General features: G+C 69.8%; 16 protein-coding genes. 8 read left to right on the top strand and 8 right to left on the bottom strand.

Translation table 11 applies throughout. From position 1 onward, the window contains the following. Window positions 1-13: 13 nt before the first annotated feature. Both ACFRFH_RS08480 and ACFRFH_RS08475 read left to right on the top strand, forming a co-directional pair. Window positions 14-976, top strand: coding sequence for a cation diffusion facilitator family transporter (locus ACFRFH_RS08480; protein WP_382462541.1), 963 nt, complete (start codon window positions 14-16; stop codon window positions 974-976). Beyond that, the gene (locus ACFRFH_RS08475) at window positions 973-1674 is read left to right on the top strand and encodes a glutamine amidotransferase (protein WP_382462540.1); all 702 of its coding nucleotides are present in this window, start codon (window positions 973-975) and stop codon (window positions 1672-1674) included. The genes ACFRFH_RS08480 and ACFRFH_RS08475 overlap by 4 nt, the downstream gene beginning before the upstream one ends. An 88-nt stretch (window positions 1675-1762) precedes the next feature. Here ACFRFH_RS08475 and tadA read toward each other — a convergent pair whose 3' ends face one another. After that, window positions 1763-2230, bottom strand: coding sequence for a tRNA adenosine(34) deaminase TadA (gene tadA / locus ACFRFH_RS08470; protein ID WP_382462539.1), 468 nt, complete (start codon window positions 2228-2230; stop codon window positions 1763-1765). A gap of 54 nt (window positions 2231-2284) precedes the next feature. On the opposite strand from tadA, the gene upp reads away from it, so the two are divergent. Beyond that, entirely contained in the window at window positions 2285-2917 is a 633-nt protein-coding gene (upp, locus tag ACFRFH_RS08465; protein ID WP_382462538.1) for a uracil phosphoribosyltransferase, read from the top strand. Window positions 2918-3338: 421 nt separating this feature from the next. Then, window positions 3339-4043: a winged helix-turn-helix domain-containing protein gene (locus ACFRFH_RS08460; protein WP_382462537.1), complete on the top strand. Its 705-nt coding sequence runs from the start codon at window positions 3339-3341 to the stop codon at window positions 4041-4043. A 74-nt stretch (window positions 4044-4117) separates the two neighbouring features. Here ACFRFH_RS08460 and ACFRFH_RS08455 read toward each other — a convergent pair whose 3' ends face one another. From ACFRFH_RS08455 to ACFRFH_RS08445, 3 genes are all read right to left on the bottom strand, one after another. After that, window positions 4118-4942 carry an ABC transporter permease gene (locus ACFRFH_RS08455; protein ID WP_382462536.1) on the bottom strand — a complete coding sequence of 275 codons (825 nt, stop codon included), beginning with the start codon at window positions 4940-4942 and terminating at the stop codon, window positions 4118-4120. Next, window positions 4939-5952, bottom strand: a complete 1014-nt coding sequence (locus ACFRFH_RS08450; RefSeq protein ID WP_382462535.1) for an ABC transporter ATP-binding protein — start codon at window positions 5950-5952, stop codon at window positions 4939-4941. The genes ACFRFH_RS08455 and ACFRFH_RS08450 overlap by 4 nt, the downstream gene beginning before the upstream one ends. Window positions 5953-6097: 145 nt before the next feature. Further along, window positions 6098-6778, bottom strand: a complete 681-nt coding sequence (locus ACFRFH_RS08445) for a PadR family transcriptional regulator (RefSeq protein WP_382462534.1) — start codon at window positions 6776-6778, stop codon at window positions 6098-6100. Between the two features lie 400 nt (window positions 6779-7178). On the opposite strand from ACFRFH_RS08445, the gene ACFRFH_RS08440 reads away from it, so the two are divergent. Next, entirely contained in the window at window positions 7179-7646 is a 468-nt protein-coding gene (locus tag ACFRFH_RS08440) for a MarR family winged helix-turn-helix transcriptional regulator (RefSeq protein WP_382462533.1), read from the top strand. Between the two features lie 98 nt (window positions 7647-7744). Beyond that, window positions 7745-10027, top strand: coding sequence for a transglycosylase domain-containing protein (locus tag ACFRFH_RS08435; protein WP_382462532.1), 2283 nt, complete (start codon window positions 7745-7747; stop codon window positions 10025-10027). 29 nt (window positions 10028-10056) lie between these two features. Here ACFRFH_RS08435 and ACFRFH_RS08430 read toward each other — a convergent pair whose 3' ends face one another. The 4 genes from ACFRFH_RS08430 to ACFRFH_RS08415 all read right to left on the bottom strand — a co-directional run bounded on the left by ACFRFH_RS08430 (window position 10057) and on the right by ACFRFH_RS08415 (window position 14474). Beyond that, window positions 10057-10512 (bottom strand): SRPBCC domain-containing protein, encoded by a 456-nt coding sequence (locus tag ACFRFH_RS08430; RefSeq protein WP_382462531.1) that lies wholly within the window; start codon window positions 10510-10512, stop codon window positions 10057-10059. Window positions 10513-10598: 86 nt separating this feature from the next. Then, window positions 10599-12308: an alpha-glucosidase gene (locus tag ACFRFH_RS08425; protein ID WP_382462530.1), complete on the bottom strand. Its 1710-nt coding sequence runs from the start codon at window positions 12306-12308 to the stop codon at window positions 10599-10601. Between the two features lie 31 nt (window positions 12309-12339). Further along, window positions 12340-13275, bottom strand: coding sequence for a Gfo/Idh/MocA family protein (locus ACFRFH_RS08420; protein ID WP_382462529.1), 936 nt, complete (start codon window positions 13273-13275; stop codon window positions 12340-12342). Then, window positions 13272-14474, bottom strand: a complete 1203-nt coding sequence (locus ACFRFH_RS08415; RefSeq protein WP_382462528.1) for an ROK family protein — start codon at window positions 14472-14474, stop codon at window positions 13272-13274. Before ACFRFH_RS08415 ends, ACFRFH_RS08420 begins: the two co-directional genes overlap by 4 nt. Window positions 14475-14638: 164 nt before the next feature. On the opposite strand from ACFRFH_RS08415, the gene ACFRFH_RS08410 reads away from it, so the two are divergent. Both ACFRFH_RS08410 and ACFRFH_RS08405 read left to right on the top strand, forming a co-directional pair. Continuing rightward, a complete protein-coding gene (locus ACFRFH_RS08410) occupies window positions 14639-15391 on the top strand; it encodes an amino acid ABC transporter ATP-binding protein (RefSeq protein ID WP_382462527.1) in 753 nt (250 codons plus the stop codon). A gap of 57 nt (window positions 15392-15448) precedes the next feature. Next, window positions 15449-16402 (top strand): glutamate ABC transporter substrate-binding protein, encoded by a 954-nt coding sequence (locus ACFRFH_RS08405; protein ID WP_382462526.1) that lies wholly within the window; start codon window positions 15449-15451, stop codon window positions 16400-16402. Window positions 16403-16485: the final 83 nt, after the last annotated feature.

Raw genomic sequence — 16485 nt, 5'->3', positions numbered from 1 at the left:
CTAGGATGAGGTCATGAGCGCAGAAGGTGGTACCAGGGCTATCGTCGCGGCCTTCGCCGCCAACCTGGGGATCGCCCTGACCAAGTTCATCGCGTGGGCGTTCTCCGGCTCCTCCTCGATGCTCGCGGAGGGCGTGCACTCGGTCGCCGACTCGGGCAACCAGCTGCTCCTGCTGCTCGGCGGGCGGCAGGCCAAGAAGAAGGCCGACAAGGAGCACCCGTTCGGCTACGGCCGCGAGCGCTACGTGTATGCGTTCGTCGTCTCGATCATCCTGTTCTCCGTCGGCGGCGTCTTCTCGCTCTACGAGGGCGTCGAGAAGCTGACGCACCCGCACCCGCTGGAGAACTGGTGGCTGCCGCTGCTGGTGCTGTTCATCGCGATCGGCCTGGAGTCGTTCTCGCTGCGCACGGCGGTCAAGGAGTCCAACCCGCTCCGCAAGGGGATGTCGTGGCCGCAGTTCATCCGCCGCGCGAAGGCCCCCGAGCTGCCGGTGGTGCTGCTGGAGGACGTCGCCGCGCTGATCGGCCTGGTCTTCGCGCTGATCGGCGTGGGGCTCACGGTCATCACCGGCAACGGCGTCTGGGACGGCATCGGGACCGTCCTGATCGGCCTCCTGCTGGTCGCGGTCGCGATCGTGCTCGGCATCGAGACCAAGAGCCTGCTGGTCGGCGAGGGCGCCTCCGACGTGGATGTCGCCGCCATCGAGCGGGCGATCCTGGCCGGCGACGAGGTCGAGCGCATCATCCACATGCGCACCCTCTACCTGGGGCCGGACGAGCTGCTCGTCGGCGCCAAGCTCGCCGTCGCGGGCGAGCAGAACATGCTGGAGGTCTCTGCCGCGATCGACACGATCGAGCGCCGCATCCGCGACGCCGTCCCCGTCGCCCGGGTCATCTACATCGAACCGGACGTCTGGGTGGACCCGAACGAGCAGCACCCCGCCACCGACACCATCATCCTCAAAGGACTCGAGTGACCCGCACCGCGCTGATCCTGCAGCACGACCCGTCCATCCACCTCGGCAACATCGGCCCGATCCTCGTCGAGCACGGCTACGACCTGCGCATCGTCGACGTGACCACGCAGGATGTCTCAGCGCTCGACCCGCAGGAGGCCGACCTCGTCGTCGTGCTCGGCGGCGAGATGGGCGCGTACCAGACCGACGAGTTCCCGTTCCTCGCCGCCGAGCGCGACCTGCTGCGCAGCCGCCTCGACGCCGAGCGGCCGACGCTCGGCGTGTGCCTGGGCGCGCAGCTCATGGCCGGCGCCCTCGGCGAGCGCGTCTACAAGGGCGACACCATGCAGATCGGTTACCGCCGTGTCGAGACGACGGAGGCCGGCGCGGCGTCGCCCATCCGGCACTTCGACGGCGTGCCGGTGGTGGAGTGGCACGGCGACACATTCGAGCTGCCCGAGCGGGCGACCCGGCTGGCGTCCTCCAGCGACTACTCGAACGAGGCGTTCGCGATCGGCGCTTTCGCGCTGGCGGTGCAGTTCCACCCCGAGGTCACCGACGAGATGCACGAGCAGTGGGTCTCCGACGGCTACAACGAACTGGACGAGCACGCCCTCGACCCCAAGGCCCTCCGCGAGGACCGCGAGCTCTACTCGGCCAGAATGCAAGACGCCTCCCGAGCCGCCTTCTCCGAGTGGCTGGACTCCCTCCCCCACTGACCCCAGCCATCGTTTCCGGAGTTGTGTACGCCGCCGACCGGCATGTCGCGTACATAAGTCCGGGAGAGATGGATGCGGAAGTCGGGGGTCAGCGTTTGGCGCGGAAGAAGTCGAGGAGGAGGTCGGCGCACTCCTCGGCGAGGACGCCGGGGTAGACGGCGACCTGGTGGTTGAGGCGGCGGTCGCGGAGCACGTCGTAGACCGAGCCTCCCGCGCCGGCCTTCTCGTCCCAGGCGCCGAACACCACGGTCGGGACACGCGCCGCCAGCACCGCGCCCGCGCACATCACGCACGGCTCCAGCGTCACGACCAGCGTGCAGCCCTCCAGGTGCCAGTCACTCCGCGTCGCCGCCGCCGCCCGCAGCGCGAGGATCTCAGCGTGCGCGGTCGGGTCACGGTGCAACTCGCGCTCGTTGCGTCCGGTGCCGATGACCTCGCCGTGCTCGTCCAGCACGAGCGCCGCGACGGGGACGTCACCGGTGTCGAAGGCGAGCCGCGCGTCGGCGACGGCGCGGCGCATCCACCGCTCGTAGTCGGCGGGCACGGGAAGGGTCACGGCTGCTCCTGGGTGGGGTCCTCGTCCGGGGAGGGTTCGGCTAGCCTTGAGCCTATGCGAGTGCACGTAGCGGACCACCCCCTGATCACCCACAAGCTCTCCGTGCTCCGCAACAAGGAGACCCCGTCGCCCGTGTTCCGGGCGCTCACGGAGGAGCTCGTCACCCTGCTGGCCTACGAGGCCACCCGCGCCGTGCGCGTCGAGCCCGTGCAGATCGAGACCCCGGTGACCACGACGATGGGCGTCACCCTCAGCCAGCCGCGTCCGCTGGTCGTCCCCATCCTGCGGGCTGGGCTCGGGATGCTGGAGGGCATGGTCCGGCTGATGCCGACCGCCGAGGTGGGCTTCCTGGGGATGGCGCGCAACGAGGAGACACTCGAGCCGACCACCTACGCCGAGCGCCTGCCGATGGACCTCTCCGACCGGCAGTGCTTCGTGCTCGACCCGATGCTGGCCACGGGAGGCTCGCTGGGGGCCGCGATCGACTTCCTGTTCGCGCGCAACGCCGTCGACGTCACGGCCATCTGCATCCTCGCCGCACCCGAGGGCCTGGCGGCCCTGGAGAAGGCGACGGAGGGCCGCGACGTGACCATCGTGCTCGGCGCGCTGGACGAGCGGCTGAACGAGAACGGATACATTGTGCCCGGTCTCGGCGACGCAGGAGACCGTCTGTACGGCACTGTGTAGGGTGTCGAGCCTCTCCGCAACAATCCGTAACGATTTGACACGACGTGTCACGGGACGGTTTACTTCTCAACATGACTGACAACTCGCGCACCCTGACCTCCTTCGAGGCCCCTGGGGATGCCGGCATGATGATGCCCGGCCGCGACTCGGTCATGTGTTGCCGAATGTGTCGCTAATCTGACGACCCTTTCGCCGAGCGGTCGCCCTCCGACGCAGACGAGCGTCGGCTCCGGGCACAGCTCCCCGGGCGCGCCACACGAACGCACCCGTGCATCAGTCCCTTTCTGAACAGGGACACCTCGTCATACCGGAAAACCCGTCACCGGCGCACCCTCCGCAGCAGCTCTCCCGGAGCTGAACCGCTGGAGGACAGTCGTATCCGGGTCCGGACGCATCATCATCACCGAAGGACTCCCCTCCCATGTCTCTCGCAACCGTCGACACCTTCCGCCCCGCAACCCCCGTTGTCGCAGCCGCTCCTGCCGCTCCGGCGCCCCGCCTCCGCGCCGTCCCCGAGGGGACCGAGGCCCGCGGCTTCGTCCTCTACGTCGGCATCGACGAGCTGAAGGCCGCAGCCTCCGGCACCGACCTCGGCCGCATCGTCGAGGCGCTCAAGCAGCTCACCGCCGAGCTCGCGCCGTCCTCCGAGACCTACGCCGCCGTGGCGCTGGCCCCCGCCGGCGCCGGCGGACGCGACGTGGACGTCGTCCGCCTCGCCCTGCAGGACCCGGCCGCGATCGCCAAGCACCGCCACACCGCAACGGTCGACGAGGACGAGGACCGCGCCGCCTCCGGCGTCGTGGTCGACATCTCGCGCAAGCGCCTGATCCTCGACAACCAGACCGTGTCGCTCACCTACAAGGAGTTCGAGCTGCTGCAGTATCTGGTGCTGCGCGAGGGCCGCACCATCGAGCGCGCCGAGCTGATCTCCTCGCTCTGGTCGAACGCCGACGAGGGCGAGATCCCGAACGAGCGCACCATCGACGTCCACGTCCGCCGCCTGCGCGCCAAGCTGGCGCGCTACGAGGACATCGTGCGCACCGTGCGCGGCGTCGGCTACCGCTTCGACCGCCACGCGGACGTCTCCATCCGCCACGCCAGCGCCCCCTCCCCCGACCTCTTCTGAAACCCACAGTTCCGGAGTTGTGTACGTAAAGCGACGGCGTGTCGCGTACACAACTCCGGAATTGTTGGCTGGGCTCAGGCGGTGCGTTGGTAGGCGCGGAAGGCGCTGGTGGCTAGGGCGGCCATGAGCACCGCTAGGGCGGCTAGGAGGCCGGCGTGTGCCCAGAGGGCGGGCCAGTCGGGGGCGGCGCTCAGGGCCTCGCGGCCGACGATCACGGCCCACTCGAACGGGTTGTAGGCGGCGGCGTTCCGCACCCACTCCGGTGACAGCTTCGTGTTCATGATCGCCGAGCTGAGGAACATCAGCGGCAGCGTGATGAGCTGCGAGATGCCGATCAGCGCGGTCTGGTCGCGGGCGAGCAGCGCCACCGCGTTCGAGAACGAGCAGAACACCGCCGTGAGCAGCACCACCCCGAGCAGGAGCAGCAGCATCCCGCCCAGCCCGCCCTCGAAGCGCGCACCCGCCCAGAACGCGATGCCGACCACGATCAGCGACTGCACCACGGCGAGGATGGACTGGTAGACGAGCGTCGAGACGATCATCGCGCCGCGGTTGGTCGGCGAGGTGAGGAACCGGTCCATCACGCCGCGGTCCATGTCCTGGATGTACACGGTGCCCGACCACGCGCTCCCGAACAGCGCGAGCATCATCACGACGCCCGGCGTCAGGTACTCCAGGTAGCTCTGCCCGACCCCGAACCCGGGGATCTCGATGACGGACTTGAAGAGCTGCCCGAACAGCAGCAGCCAGATCACCGGCTGCACCAGGTTCATCACCAGGAACGCGGGCATCCGGATCGCCCAGCGGAGCTGACGGCCGGTGAGCAGCAGCGTGTGGGTCAGGAAGGTCGGCCCCGAGCGGCGTGCAGTGCGCGCGGGCGGGATTGCGATGGCGGTCATGATGCGGTCTCCAGAACGTGCTCGGCGGACTCCTGCGCCCGCGTGAATGTGCGGCCGGTGTGCCGCAGGTAGACGTCGTCGAGGCTGGGCCGGGCGACGGTGGCGGAGGCGACGGCGACGGCCGCGGCCTCGAGGGCGGCGAGCGCGGCCGGGAGGGTCGCAGCCCCGTTGTCCGCGCGAGCGCGCAGCGTCCGGCCGTCGCCGCCGACCTCGCGGAGGGCGTCCACGCGCTCGAGCGCCGTCAGGGCGGCGAACGGGTCGGCGTCCGGCGACAGCTCCACGATGACGGCATCGCCGCGGAGGCCGTTCTTCAGCTCCTCGGGAGTGCCGCCCGTGACGACGCGGCCGTGGTCCACGATCGCCAGCCGGTCAGCGAGCCGGTCGGCCTCGTCCAGGTAGTGCGTGGTGAGGAGGACCGTGAGGTTCTCGGCCCCGGTCATCCGCTCCAGCTCCGCCCACAGCTCGGCGCGCGCCTCCGGGTCGAGCCCGGTGGTCGGCTCGTCCAGGAAGAGCACCTCCGGGCGGTGCATGAGCCCGATCGCGACGTCCAGCTTGCGGGCCATGCCGCCGGAGTAGGCCTTCACCTGGCGCTTGGCGTGCTCGGCGAGGCCGAAGCGGTCGAGCAATTCGCGGGCACGGGCCTTCGCGTCGCGGCCGCTCATCCCCTGGAGCCGGCCGGCGAGGACGAGGTTCTCGGCCCCGGTGTCGTTGGGATCCGACACCGGCTTCTGGGCGACGAACCCGAGTGCGCGCCGCACCCTGCCAGGGTTGCGGTTCACGTCGATCCCGGCGATGAACGCGCTGCCGGCGTCGGCACGGGTCAGCGTGGAGAGGATCTTCATGGTGGTGGACTTGCCGGCGCCGTTGGGGCCGAGCAGTCCGAAGACGGTGCCGGCGGCGACCTCGAAGCCGAGGTCGTCGACGGCGCGGACGGCGGGCTTGCCCCGGCCTCCGCTGTAGGACTTGACGAGGTGCTCGGCGACGATCGCCGAGCCGTTCTGTGATGCCACGGGTGGCTTCCTTTCATCTCGGGCAGCCACCGTCGCGGGCATATCATGGGAAAAGCCCTCGGTGACTGTTGACGCAGGTTCCGCAAGGAACGAATCGAAGGTGTGGATGGCCGGAGAGTTGCCGCTCTCCGGCCATCGTTCTGTTTTACGACCCCAGCAACTCGGTCACCTCCGGTCCGAAGTCGCCTGCCGCGATCCGCTCCCGGATCTCGGACATGTCGTAGCCCTGGCCGAACAGCTCCCAGAGCCGCTCCCACCAGTCGATACCGCCGAGCGAGCGGTCGCGGATGCGCACGGCCAGGTCGGCGACGAACGCGCGCTCGGCCTCCATCACCGCGACGCGGTAGCGGGACTCGATCATGAACAGCTCGGGGAGCGGCATGGCCAGCGCCGCGTCGTAGACCCGCGCCCGCTCCGTCAGGTCGGCGTCGAGCAGGTCGCGCCGGCGCTCGAGGAGGTCGGCCGCGACCTCCGGCGACAGCATGGGCAGCAGCGAGAGCCCGGTCTCGATCGCGGGGTACTCCTTGACCGGGAACGCGATGAGCTCCCGCATCCAGTCGTCGGCCTCCGCGCGCCCGGCGTCCGTGATCCCGTAGACCACGCGCTCGGGCCGGTTGCCCTCCCGCTCGGTCTGCGTCACCTCGATGAAGCCGTGCTTCTCGAGGGACTTGATGACCGCGTAGAGGGAGCCGAAGTTGAGCCGGATGCTGTCCTCCTTGCCGCGCTCGCGCATGGTGGTCGTCATCTCGTACGGGTACATCGGCTTCTCCCAGAGGCAGGCCAGGACGGCCAGCGCCAGGGGGTTGGCCACCGCTCGTTTCGTCATTGCTCACCTCCGAATACTTTGCTTAGAGTATTCGCTTTCGAGTAGCGCGTCAAGCACTCCTCTCAGACCGACCTGTCCACCCTCAGCAAGGGGATAACCGCCCCAAAGGGAACTCGCAGCAAAAATAACGACTTGATAACTAGCACCCGTTACCTCTTCGTTATATAGTTCAAGAGCAATGGTTGTTTGCTGTGGCAGCCATCGCGGAATGTGATTGCAGGACACTCTTGGTGCAAGGGAGAGGGCCGGCCGCTAGCCTCTGCGGCCGGCCCTCAATCTTTTAATCCCACCGTCCTCTCCCTCCCCCGTCCCGAATGCCGTGCTGGCACGGATGAGCGCTGTCGGCGCATGATGAGAAGATGCGAACGCATCGACTACTCGAGCGCGAAGAGGTGGGGTCATGAGCACGGGGACGACCGCGGCCGGTTCGGCCAAGCGATCCAGGGCCAATGCGGTCTCGGCGTGGGAGTCGCTGTTCCGCGCACAGGTCGCCGTCATGCGGACGCTGGCCGCCGAGTTCCCGACCAGGGACATCTCCTTCAACGAGTACGACGTCCTCTTCAACCTCTCCCGTCAGCCCGACCGCTCGCTGCGCCTGCGCGACCTCAACAAGCACGTCCTCCTCACCCAGCCCAGCGTGAGCAGGCTCATCGACCGGCTGGTCGACCGCGGGCTCGTCATCAAGGGACCTGAGCCGTCCGACGCGCGTGGGACGGTCATCACGATGACCGACACCGGGTTCGAGATGTTCCGCCGGGTCGCGTTCGATCACATGCGCTCGATCGCCGAACGCGTCGGCACCCGGCTGGACGCCGAGGAGCTGGAGCAGCTCGCCGCCCTGTGCGACAAACTGCGCGGCGACGGCTGACGGCCGTTCCTCCTCCACATTCTCATTCCTGAATAAGTTCTCCACAACGCGGGCGGACCCTCGGGGACCCGACATCGCGCACGCGTATCATTGCGCGCATGACGGCTGACGGACGCAGAAGATGGAAGTGGGCGCCCGCGCTGCTCGGATTCGTGGCACTGAGCGCTGTCGCCGGACTCCTCGCGGCCGCCGCGGTCACACCCGCCGTCGCCCTCACCGGGTCGGCAGCGGACACGACCATCAACGTCTTCGACGGCCTCCCCGAGTACATGAAGGTGGAGCCGCTGGCGCAGGCGTCCACCATGTACGCGACCTCCGGCGGCAAGCCGGTGCCGATCGCCACGTTCTACTCGCAGAACCGCGTGGAGGTCGGCTGGGACGCCATCTCCCAGAACCTCAAGGACGCGGCGATCGCGACGGAGGACCCGCGCTTCTACGAGCACGGCGGCGTCGACGTCACCGGCACCATCCGCGGAGCGGTGCTGACGGCGCTGCACAAGTCGGTGCAGGGCGGCTCGTCGATCACGCAGCAGTACGTCAAGAACATCCTGGTGCAGCGCTGCGAGAACAAGCAGCCCGACCCGACCGCGACGGACGCCGTCCAGAAGAAGCAGTACAAGGCCTACCAGGCCTGCTACAACGACGCGACGGCGGTCGACCCGGCGCGCAAGCTCAAGGAGATGCGCTACGCGATCGGGCTCGAGAAGGAGTACTCGAAGAACGACATCCTGCAGAGCTACCTCAACATCGCTCTGTTCGGAGGCCGCGTCTACGGCGTCCAGTCGGCGGCCGAGTACTACTTCGGGGTGTCGGCGACGGACATCTCGCTCCCCCAGGCCGCGACGCTCATCGCCATCCTCAACAACCCGGACAACCTCCGCATCGACCGTCCGGACAGCAAGGACAACGGTGCGGCGAACGGCTACGCGGCGACCCTCGCCCGGCGCAACTACGTGCTCGACCGCATGCTGGTGAACGGCAAGATCACCAAGGAGGAGCACGACGTCGCGAAGGCGACCAAGGTGGTGCCCAAGATCAGCCAGATGTCGAACGGCTGCATGACGGCGCAGCAGTTCAACGCGGCGTTCTTCTGCGACTACGTCGAGCGCACCATCGAGCAGAACCCGATCTTCGGCAAGACCGCCGACGACCGGTCCAGCTACCTGACGCGCGGCGGGCTCAAGATCTACACGACGCTCAACCTCGACCTCCAGACCCAGGCGCAGCAGGCGGTGTCGTCGTACATCCCGCCGTCCAGCCCCAACCTCGACCTCGGCTCGTCCAACGTCTCCGTGGAGGTCGGCACCGGCCGGATCGTCACGATGGTCCAGAACAGGCCCTACGACAACACGGCCGCGCCCGCCGCAGGGACCACGGCGGTCAACTACAACGCCGACTACGACTACGGCGGCTCGGAGGGCTTCCAGACCGGTTCGTCCTACAAGGCGTTCGACCTGCTCGAATGGCTGAAGGAGGGCCACACCCTCAATGAGGTCGTGAACGGGACGCAGCACGTCTTCCCGCAGACCGCATTCCACGAGAGCGACCCCTGCAACGACATCGGCGGCGCACCGTGGAACGTCGCGAACGACGAGGGCGAGTCGGTGACCTCCACGACGGTGATGAACGCCACCGCGGCGTCCATCAACTCGATCTTCGCCATGATGGCCACGAAGATAGACCTCTGCGGCATCAAGGAAGGCGCCCAGGCCCTCGGAGTCCACGGCGCGGATGAGGCCACCAACCCGTACATGGCCAACCCGTCGTCGGTGCTCGGTACGAACTACATCGCCCCCCTGACGATGGCGACGGCGTACGCCGGCATCGCCAACAACGGCAAGGCGTGCAGCCCGGTCGCGATCGACAAGATCGTCACCACCGACGGCGCCGAACACGCGGTGCCCAAGACCCAGTGCTCGACGAACCCGATCGATCCGGGAGTCGCGGCGGCCGCGATCTACGCCCTCCAGGGCGTGCTCCGCGGCGGCGGCACCGCGGCCTCGGCCAACCCGAACGACGGCGTCCCGATCTTCGGCAAGACCGGAACGACGGACAACTCGGTCGAGAACTGGCTGGTGACCTCCACGACGAAGGTCGCGCAGGCCACTTGGGTCGGTAACATCTCGGGCGGCGTCGCCCTCCGCAGCCAGACCTTCCAGGGCGTCGGCGGCGGCAACGTCAAGTTCTCGATCGTCAAGCAGATCCAGACCGCGCTCGACGCCGCGTACGGCGGGACGGCGTTCCCCGCTCCTCTCCCGAAGTTCCTCGGGGTGAGCGCACCGCCGAAGGCGGCCACCCCGGCTGCGCCCAAGGCTCCGGCCCCGCCGGCCGCGCCGCCGGCGCCTCCGGCTCAGAAGGGCAAGGGCAAGGGCAACGGCTGATCGGCTAAGCTCCCGCGGGCCCAGCCAGGTCAGGCCGGCCGGCGCTCCGCTGAGCGCTCGGCGACCGTTTTGACGCCCTCCAGCACGGCGACCCAGTTGTCGCGGGAGTGCCGGGCGGCCTCCACCGTCGGGTTGTTGTCCTGATCGAGCGTGACGTGGGTGCCCTCCGGGGTCGCGTCGAGCTCGAAGTGCAGCGCGTGGTAGTTCTCGGGGATGTCGGGGAGGCCGCTCAGCGGGCTGAAGTGCGTGAGCACGATCCGCCAGGGCTCGTCACGGTCGTCCAGCTCGATCACCCGGCCGTGGTCCTCGAACGACTTCCCCTGCCACTCGCCGCGCCAGACGATGCGCGAGCCGAGCCTCCACTCGGAGACGACCTCCGCCCCGAACAGGATCTCGGGATGGGAACCGTTGGTCGTCAGCAGGTTCCAGACCTCCCGTCGAGGCGCGCGGATGTCCGCCTCGGCCCTCGCGACGTAGTTCCCCATGACGCGCCACTCCCGCTCCCGTCGCCGCCTCGGCGACGTTGACGCCCATCACACACCTCACGGCGCGGGGAGCACAACCCCGCGGATCACGCGTATTCGAAGACGAGCGCCTCCCACGGCTCCACCGAGCCGGACACGCCCCGGCCGGCCGAGTCGTCGAGATTGCCGAGCACGAGCGCCGCGCCCTCCCAGCCGTCCAGCTCCGCCGGGTCGTAGCGCGCTGTCTCGCCGCTCAGGTTGGCGAGGACCAGCAGCCGGCGGCCGTCCCGCTCGCGCATGTACGCGAAGAGCTGGGGATGGTCGGCCAGCACCAGGGTGAAGTCGCCGTCGGCGACGACGTCGGACCTGTGGCGGAGGTCGATCAGCCGCCGGTAGTGGGCGAACACCGAGTCGGGAGCCCGGCGCTCGGCCTCCGCGTTCACCAGCACGTAGTCCGGGTTGGCCTCGATCCACGGCGTGCCCGTGGTGAAGCCGGCGGCCGGCGCGGCCGACCACTGCATCGGCGTGCGGGCGTTGTCCCGGCTGGTCCGGCGCAGCGCCGCCATCACCGTGCCGGCGTCCTGGCCCTGGATGTCGACGGCCTCCGCGTAGTGGTTGAGAGACTCGATGTCGCGGAAGTCGTCGATGGACTCGAAGGGCACGTTCGCCATCCCGAGCTCCTCGCCCTGGTAGACGTAGGGCGTGCCGCGCATCAGGTGGAGGACGGTACCGAGCGCCTTCGCCGAGGCGACGCGGTGCTCCGGCCGGTCGTCGCCGAACCGGCTGACGACGCGGGGCTGGTCGTGGTTGTTCCAGTACAGGCTGTTCCAGCCCACGTCGGCGAGGCCCTCCTGCCACTTGGCGAGGTTGCGCTTGAGGTCGAGCACGCTCGCCGGTCGGTCGTCCCACTTGCCGCCGGGCCCGTGGTCGAGGTCGACGTGCTCGAACTGGAAGACCATGTCGAGCTCCGCGCGGGCCGGGTCGGTGAACAGCCGGGCCGCCTCGACGGAGACGCCGGGCATCTCCCCCACGGTGAGGATGCGGTCGGCGCGGCCGGCGAACACGCGCTCGTGCATCTCGTGCAGGAACTCGTGGATGCGCGGCCCCTGACCGAAGAACGGGTAACCGTCGCCGAACAGCCGCCCGGCCGGGATCTCGCCGTCGGGGAGCTCGACCACCTTCGAGATGAAGTTGATGACGTCCATTCGGAAGCCGTCGACCCCGCGGTCGAGCCACCAGTTCATCATGTCGTAGACGGCGTCGCGCACGTCCGGGTTCTCCCAGTTGAGGTCCGGCTGCTTGCGTGAGAACAGGTGGAGGTAGTACTCCCCGGTGGCCGGATCGAGCTGCCAGGCGGGGCCGGAGAAGAACGACCCCCAGTTGTTCGGCTCGGCGCCGTGCTCGCCGGGCTGCCGCCCGTCGCGCGCCGGACGCCACCAGTACCAGTCGCGCTTCGGGCTGTCGAGCGAGGAGGCGGACTCGATGAACCAGGGGTGCTCGTCGGAGGTGTGGTTGACGACGAGGTCCATGACCAGCTTGATGCCGCGCGCGTGCAGGCCGGCCAGCAGCTCGTCGAAGTCGTCGAAGGTGCCGAACAGCGGGTCGATCGCCCGGTAGTCGCTGATGTCGTAGCCGTTGTCGTCGTGCGGGGAGGCGTAGATGGGCGACAGCCACACCACGTCCACGCCGAGCTCCTGGAGATGGTCGAGGTGCTGGATGATCCCGCGGAGGTCGCCGATGCCGTCGCCGTCACTGTCCGCGAAACTGCGCGGGTAGACCTGATACACGACCGCCGATTTCCACCATGTCTCGCTCACCCGCCCACCTTACTCGCGGGGCGCGGGCCGCTCAGCGGTGGCGGGGGTCGAGCACGACGCGCACGCCCGTTCGCGCCGACTCCCGCGCCGCCAGGCAGACCCGTAGCGCGTCGATCGCGGCGGCCACCGGCGAGCGGGCCGGCTCGGCGCCGCTCTCGACGCACTGCACGAAGTACCCGGCCTGCGCCGCGAACGCGTCGCCCGGGAGGTCGGTGAGGGTGTCGGTCCCGCGGTCGCCGACGACCTCCAGCGTGGTGCGGAACGGCGTGCCGACCGGGAGGTCGGAGACCGCGAGGAGCTGGGCCACGCCGCCGGAGGCGTACTCGACGGTGATCGCGACGGGTGTCCCGAACCCGTCGCCCGGCGCACGGACGGCGCTGACCGCGACCGGCTCGCCGAGGTAGGCGCCGGCCTGGTCGACATCGTGGATGGCGAAGTCCACGATCATGCCGCCGGAGCGGGACTCGTCGGCCAGCCACTCCGTTGCGTCCGGTGCGGCCGAGAGGCGCGACCCGAGCACGGCGCGGGGGATCCCGACCGAGCCTGCCGCGACCCGCTCGGCGAGCGCCGCGTACCCCGGGAAGAAGCGCACGACGTGCGCGACCATGAGCGCCCCGGCGGCCTGGGCCGCAGCGGCGGCGACCCGCTCGGCGTCCTCGACCGTGAGCGCGATCGGCTTCTCGAGCAGCACGTTCCGACCCGCGGCGAGCGCCTGCACGGCGAGGTCGGCGTGGGTGGGGGTCGGCGTGCAGATCGACACGAGGTCGGCGGCGGGGTCGGCGAGCGCCTCCTCCAGGGAGGTCGCCCAGCGCGCGTCCGGCGCGTCCGGGACGTCGGGGCGCCGACGCGGCGACACCACCCACCGGACCGGGACGCCGCACGCCGCCCAGGCGGCCGCGTGCGCGTGGCCCATCCGGCCGGCGCCGACCACGATCGCGCCGTGCGCAGCGGCGGCCTCCCCGCTCATCGCACCGCGCGGTCGACCTGCGCAGGATCGAACAGGGCGTCGAGCACGAGCCGTCCGGCGCCGCGGATGCCGGCCTCCTGCTTCGCCGCGCTGACCGCGATGTCGAGCTGGTCGGTGATCATCGGCAGGCAGTCGGAGTAGATCGCCGACCGTACCCCGGCGACGAACGCCTCCGCCTCGCCGAGGATGCCGCCGAGCACCAGGCGCTGCGGGTTGAAGAAGTTCATGATGGTGGCGAGCACGCCGCCGGTCCGGAGGCCGGCCTCCCGCAGCATGAGCGTGGCGAGCGGGTGCGCGTCCCTGGCGAGCGCGAGGACGTCGCGGGTGTCGGCGACCTCCACCCCGGCGCGGCGCAGGGCCTGCACGATGGCGGCGCCCCCGGCGACGGCGTCGAGGCAGCCGACCCGGCCGCAGGAGCACAGCACGTCCGGGGCGCCCGGCACGGTGACATGGCTGATGTCGCCCGCCATGCCGTGGTGGCCGCGGTAGACGCCGCCGAACGCGACGATCCCGCAGCCGATGCTCGAACCGGCCTTGACGAAGACGAGCTGGCCGTCGGCCGTCAGCGCATCCGGTGTCTGGGCGGTGGCGTCGAACTCGCCGAGGGCCATCAGGTTGGCGTCGTTGTCGACGGCGACGGTCAGCCCGGTGCGGGAGGCCAACGCGGCCGCGACGTCGAGGCCGTTCCAGCCGGGCATCCGCGACGGCGAGACCATCCGGCCGGTGGAGGAGTCGACCGGGCCGGGCATGCCGATCCCGATGCCGCGCAGCTCCTGGCCGGGCGCCCCGTGCATCGCGCGGAGCTCCTCGGCGCTCGCGGCGATCCAGGAGAGGACCCGGTCGGGTCCCGATCCGATGTCCATCGCAGCTGTGCGGGAGGCCAGCAGCCGCCCGGACAGGTCGAACAGCCCGAAGGTGGCGTGGTGCGAGCCGAGGTCGGCTGCGGCGACGACGCCGGAGCCGGCGTCGACCTCCAGCGCCCGCGGGCGTCGGCCGCCGTGCGAGACGCCCTCCCCCGCCTCCCGGAGGAAGCCCGCGGAGAGAAGCGCGTCGACCCGCTGCGCGACGGTCGAGGGCGACAGGCCGGTGTGGCGGGCGATGTCGGCGCGGGAGCCGGCGCGGCCCGAACGGACGAGGTGGAGGATGCCGCCGGGTGTCGCCGGTGCGTTCCCGGGTGCCGCGGTGTGCGTGCCGCTCATTTCAGCGCATCCCCCTGTTCGCACGCATCCGTCGCGTGCTGGTCTCGGTTGAGAATACTGTACCGACTTTCTTCGATTTCGAACCAACCAAATTCGGAAATTGCAAGAACATGACTTACTTAGTACGCTCATCGCATCCCGACCGATGACGATACGAGGAACCGATGGAAACACCGAACGCTCACTCGATGGTGAGCCTGCGCGGCGTCGACAAGCACTTCGGCGACCTGCACGTCCTCCGCTCCATCGACCTCGACGTCGCGCCGCGCGAGGTCGTGGTGGTCGTCGGGCCCTCCGGCTCGGGCAAGTCCACGCTCTGCCGCTCGATCAACCGGCTGGAGACCATCGACGGCGGCGAGATCCGCGTCGACGGCGAGCTGCTCCCCCAGGAGGGCGCCGACCTGGCCCGTCTCCGCGCAGAGGTCGGCATGGTGTTCCAGTCGTTCAACCTGTTCGCGCACCGCACCGTCCTCGACAACGTCGCCCTCGCGCCGATCAAGGTGCGCAAGGTCAAGAAGGCCGAGGCCGAGCGCCAGGCCCTCGAGCTGCTCGACCGGGTGGGCATCGCCGACAAGGCGGGCAGCCACCCGGCCCAGCTCTCCGGCGGCCAGCAGCAACGCGCCGCCATCGCCCGCGCGCTCGCGATGCAGCCGAAGGTGATGCTCTTCGACGAGCCCACCAGCGCGCTCGACCCCGAGATGGTCGGCGAGGTGCTCGACGTGATGACCTCCCTGGCCCGCGACGGGATGACGATGATCGTCGTCACCCACGAGATGGGCTTCGCTCGCCGCGCCGCCGACCGCGTGGTCTTCATGGACCACGGGCAGATCGTCGAGCAGGCGACGCCCGCCGAGTTCTTCGACTCGCCCCGCACCGAGCGGGCCAAGTCGTTCCTGGCCTCCGTGCTCTCGCACTGACGCCTCCGCACCACCCCTCCACAGCACCACACCCGTCCGAACACTGAAAGGGATGCAATGACCCGCAGCTCGATCCGCTCGACCCGCCGCCGGGCCGCCTTCGCCGGCGCCCTGCTCGCGGCCGTGACGCTCGCCGTCACCGCCTGCTCCTCCGGCACCTCGGCCCTCCCCGGCGACGGAGCCGGCTCCACGGCCAAGACCGACACGGTCTTCTCCGGCGCCCCCGTCGCCAAGGCCGCCCTGATCATCCCCGGCTCCACGATGGAGAAGATCAAGAAGCGCGGCAAGCTCATCGTCGCCGAGGCGCTCGACGCCCCGCTGCTTTCGCAGCAGGACCCGACCGACCCGAGCAAGATCACCGGCTTCGACGCCGACCTGGCCAAGCTGCTCGCGATCTACATCCTCGGCAAGCCGAACGTGGAGATCGTCCCCCCGGCGTCGGAGACCCGCGAGGCGATGCTGCAGAACGGCACCGTCGACGTCGTCTTCAACACGTACACGATCACCCCGCAGCGCGCGACGCAGGTCGACTTCGCCGGCCCGTACTTCGAGTCCGGCCTGTCGGTCGCCGTCAAGAGCGACAACAAGTCGATCAAGAGCGAGAAGGACCTCGACGGCAAGAACGTGATCGTCGGCGCGAACACGCCGGCCGTCACCGAGGTGCCGAAGGTCGCGCCGAAGGCCATCGTCACGGCGTTCGGCACCGACCCGGCCGCCGTCCAGGCGCTCATCCAGGGCCGCGGCGACGCCTACGTGCAGGACTACACGCTGCTCGCCAGCGACGCCGCCAGCGAGAAGCAGATCAAGGTGGTCGGCCAGCCGTTCACCAAGGAGCCCTACGGCATCGGCCTCCCGCACGGCGACAGCGACTTCAAGTCGTTCGTCAACGACTGGCTGAAGACCATCCAGAAGGGCGGCCAGTGGGGCCAGGCGTGGAAGACCACGCTCGGCACCGTGACCGACTCGGCCATCCCGACCCCGCCGGAGATCGGCTCGGTCCCGGGTTCCTGACCCGACCCAGAGTTCCCCGGCCTCGCGCCGGGGAGCCCCGGCGGGCGGAGCCGGTCGACCGGCTCCGCCCGCCGGGGCTCCCC

This window comes from Leifsonia sp. NPDC056824 (assembly GCF_042789575.1).
Taxonomy (GTDB): Bacteria; Actinomycetota; Actinomycetes; order Actinomycetales; family Microbacteriaceae; genus Leifsonia.
This window is presented reverse-complemented; position numbering and strand designations above follow the sequence as displayed.

Excerpts from the sequence above, each read along its gene's own strand:
- ACFRFH_RS08480 (WP_382462541.1), top strand. The coding sequence starts at position 14 with ATGAGCGCAGAAGGTGGTACCAGGGCTATCGTCGCGGCCTTCGCCGCC.
- upp (WP_382462538.1), top strand. The coding sequence starts at position 2,285 with ATGCGAGTGCACGTAGCGGACCACCCCCTGATCACCCACAAGCTCTCC.
- ACFRFH_RS08460 (WP_382462537.1), top strand. The coding sequence starts at position 3,339 with ATGTCTCTCGCAACCGTCGACACCTTCCGCCCCGCAACCCCCGTTGTC.
- ACFRFH_RS08455 (WP_382462536.1), bottom strand. The coding sequence starts at position 4,942 with ATGACCGCCATCGCAATCCCGCCCGCGCGCACTGCACGCCGCTCGGGG.
- ACFRFH_RS08445 (WP_382462534.1), bottom strand. The coding sequence starts at position 6,778 with ATGACGAAACGAGCGGTGGCCAACCCCCTGGCGCTGGCCGTCCTGGCC.
- ACFRFH_RS08440 (WP_382462533.1), top strand. The coding sequence starts at position 7,179 with ATGAGCACGGGGACGACCGCGGCCGGTTCGGCCAAGCGATCCAGGGCC.
- ACFRFH_RS08435 (WP_382462532.1), top strand. The coding sequence starts at position 7,745 with ATGACGGCTGACGGACGCAGAAGATGGAAGTGGGCGCCCGCGCTGCTC.
- ACFRFH_RS08430 (WP_382462531.1), bottom strand. The coding sequence starts at position 10,512 with ATGGGGAACTACGTCGCGAGGGCCGAGGCGGACATCCGCGCGCCTCGA.
- ACFRFH_RS08420 (WP_382462529.1), bottom strand. The coding sequence starts at position 13,275 with ATGAGCGGGGAGGCCGCCGCTGCGCACGGCGCGATCGTGGTCGGCGCC.
- ACFRFH_RS08415 (WP_382462528.1), bottom strand. The coding sequence starts at position 14,474 with ATGAGCGGCACGCACACCGCGGCACCCGGGAACGCACCGGCGACACCC.
- ACFRFH_RS08410 (WP_382462527.1), top strand. The coding sequence starts at position 14,639 with ATGGAAACACCGAACGCTCACTCGATGGTGAGCCTGCGCGGCGTCGAC.
- ACFRFH_RS08405 (WP_382462526.1), top strand. The coding sequence starts at position 15,449 with ATGACCCGCAGCTCGATCCGCTCGACCCGCCGCCGGGCCGCCTTCGCC.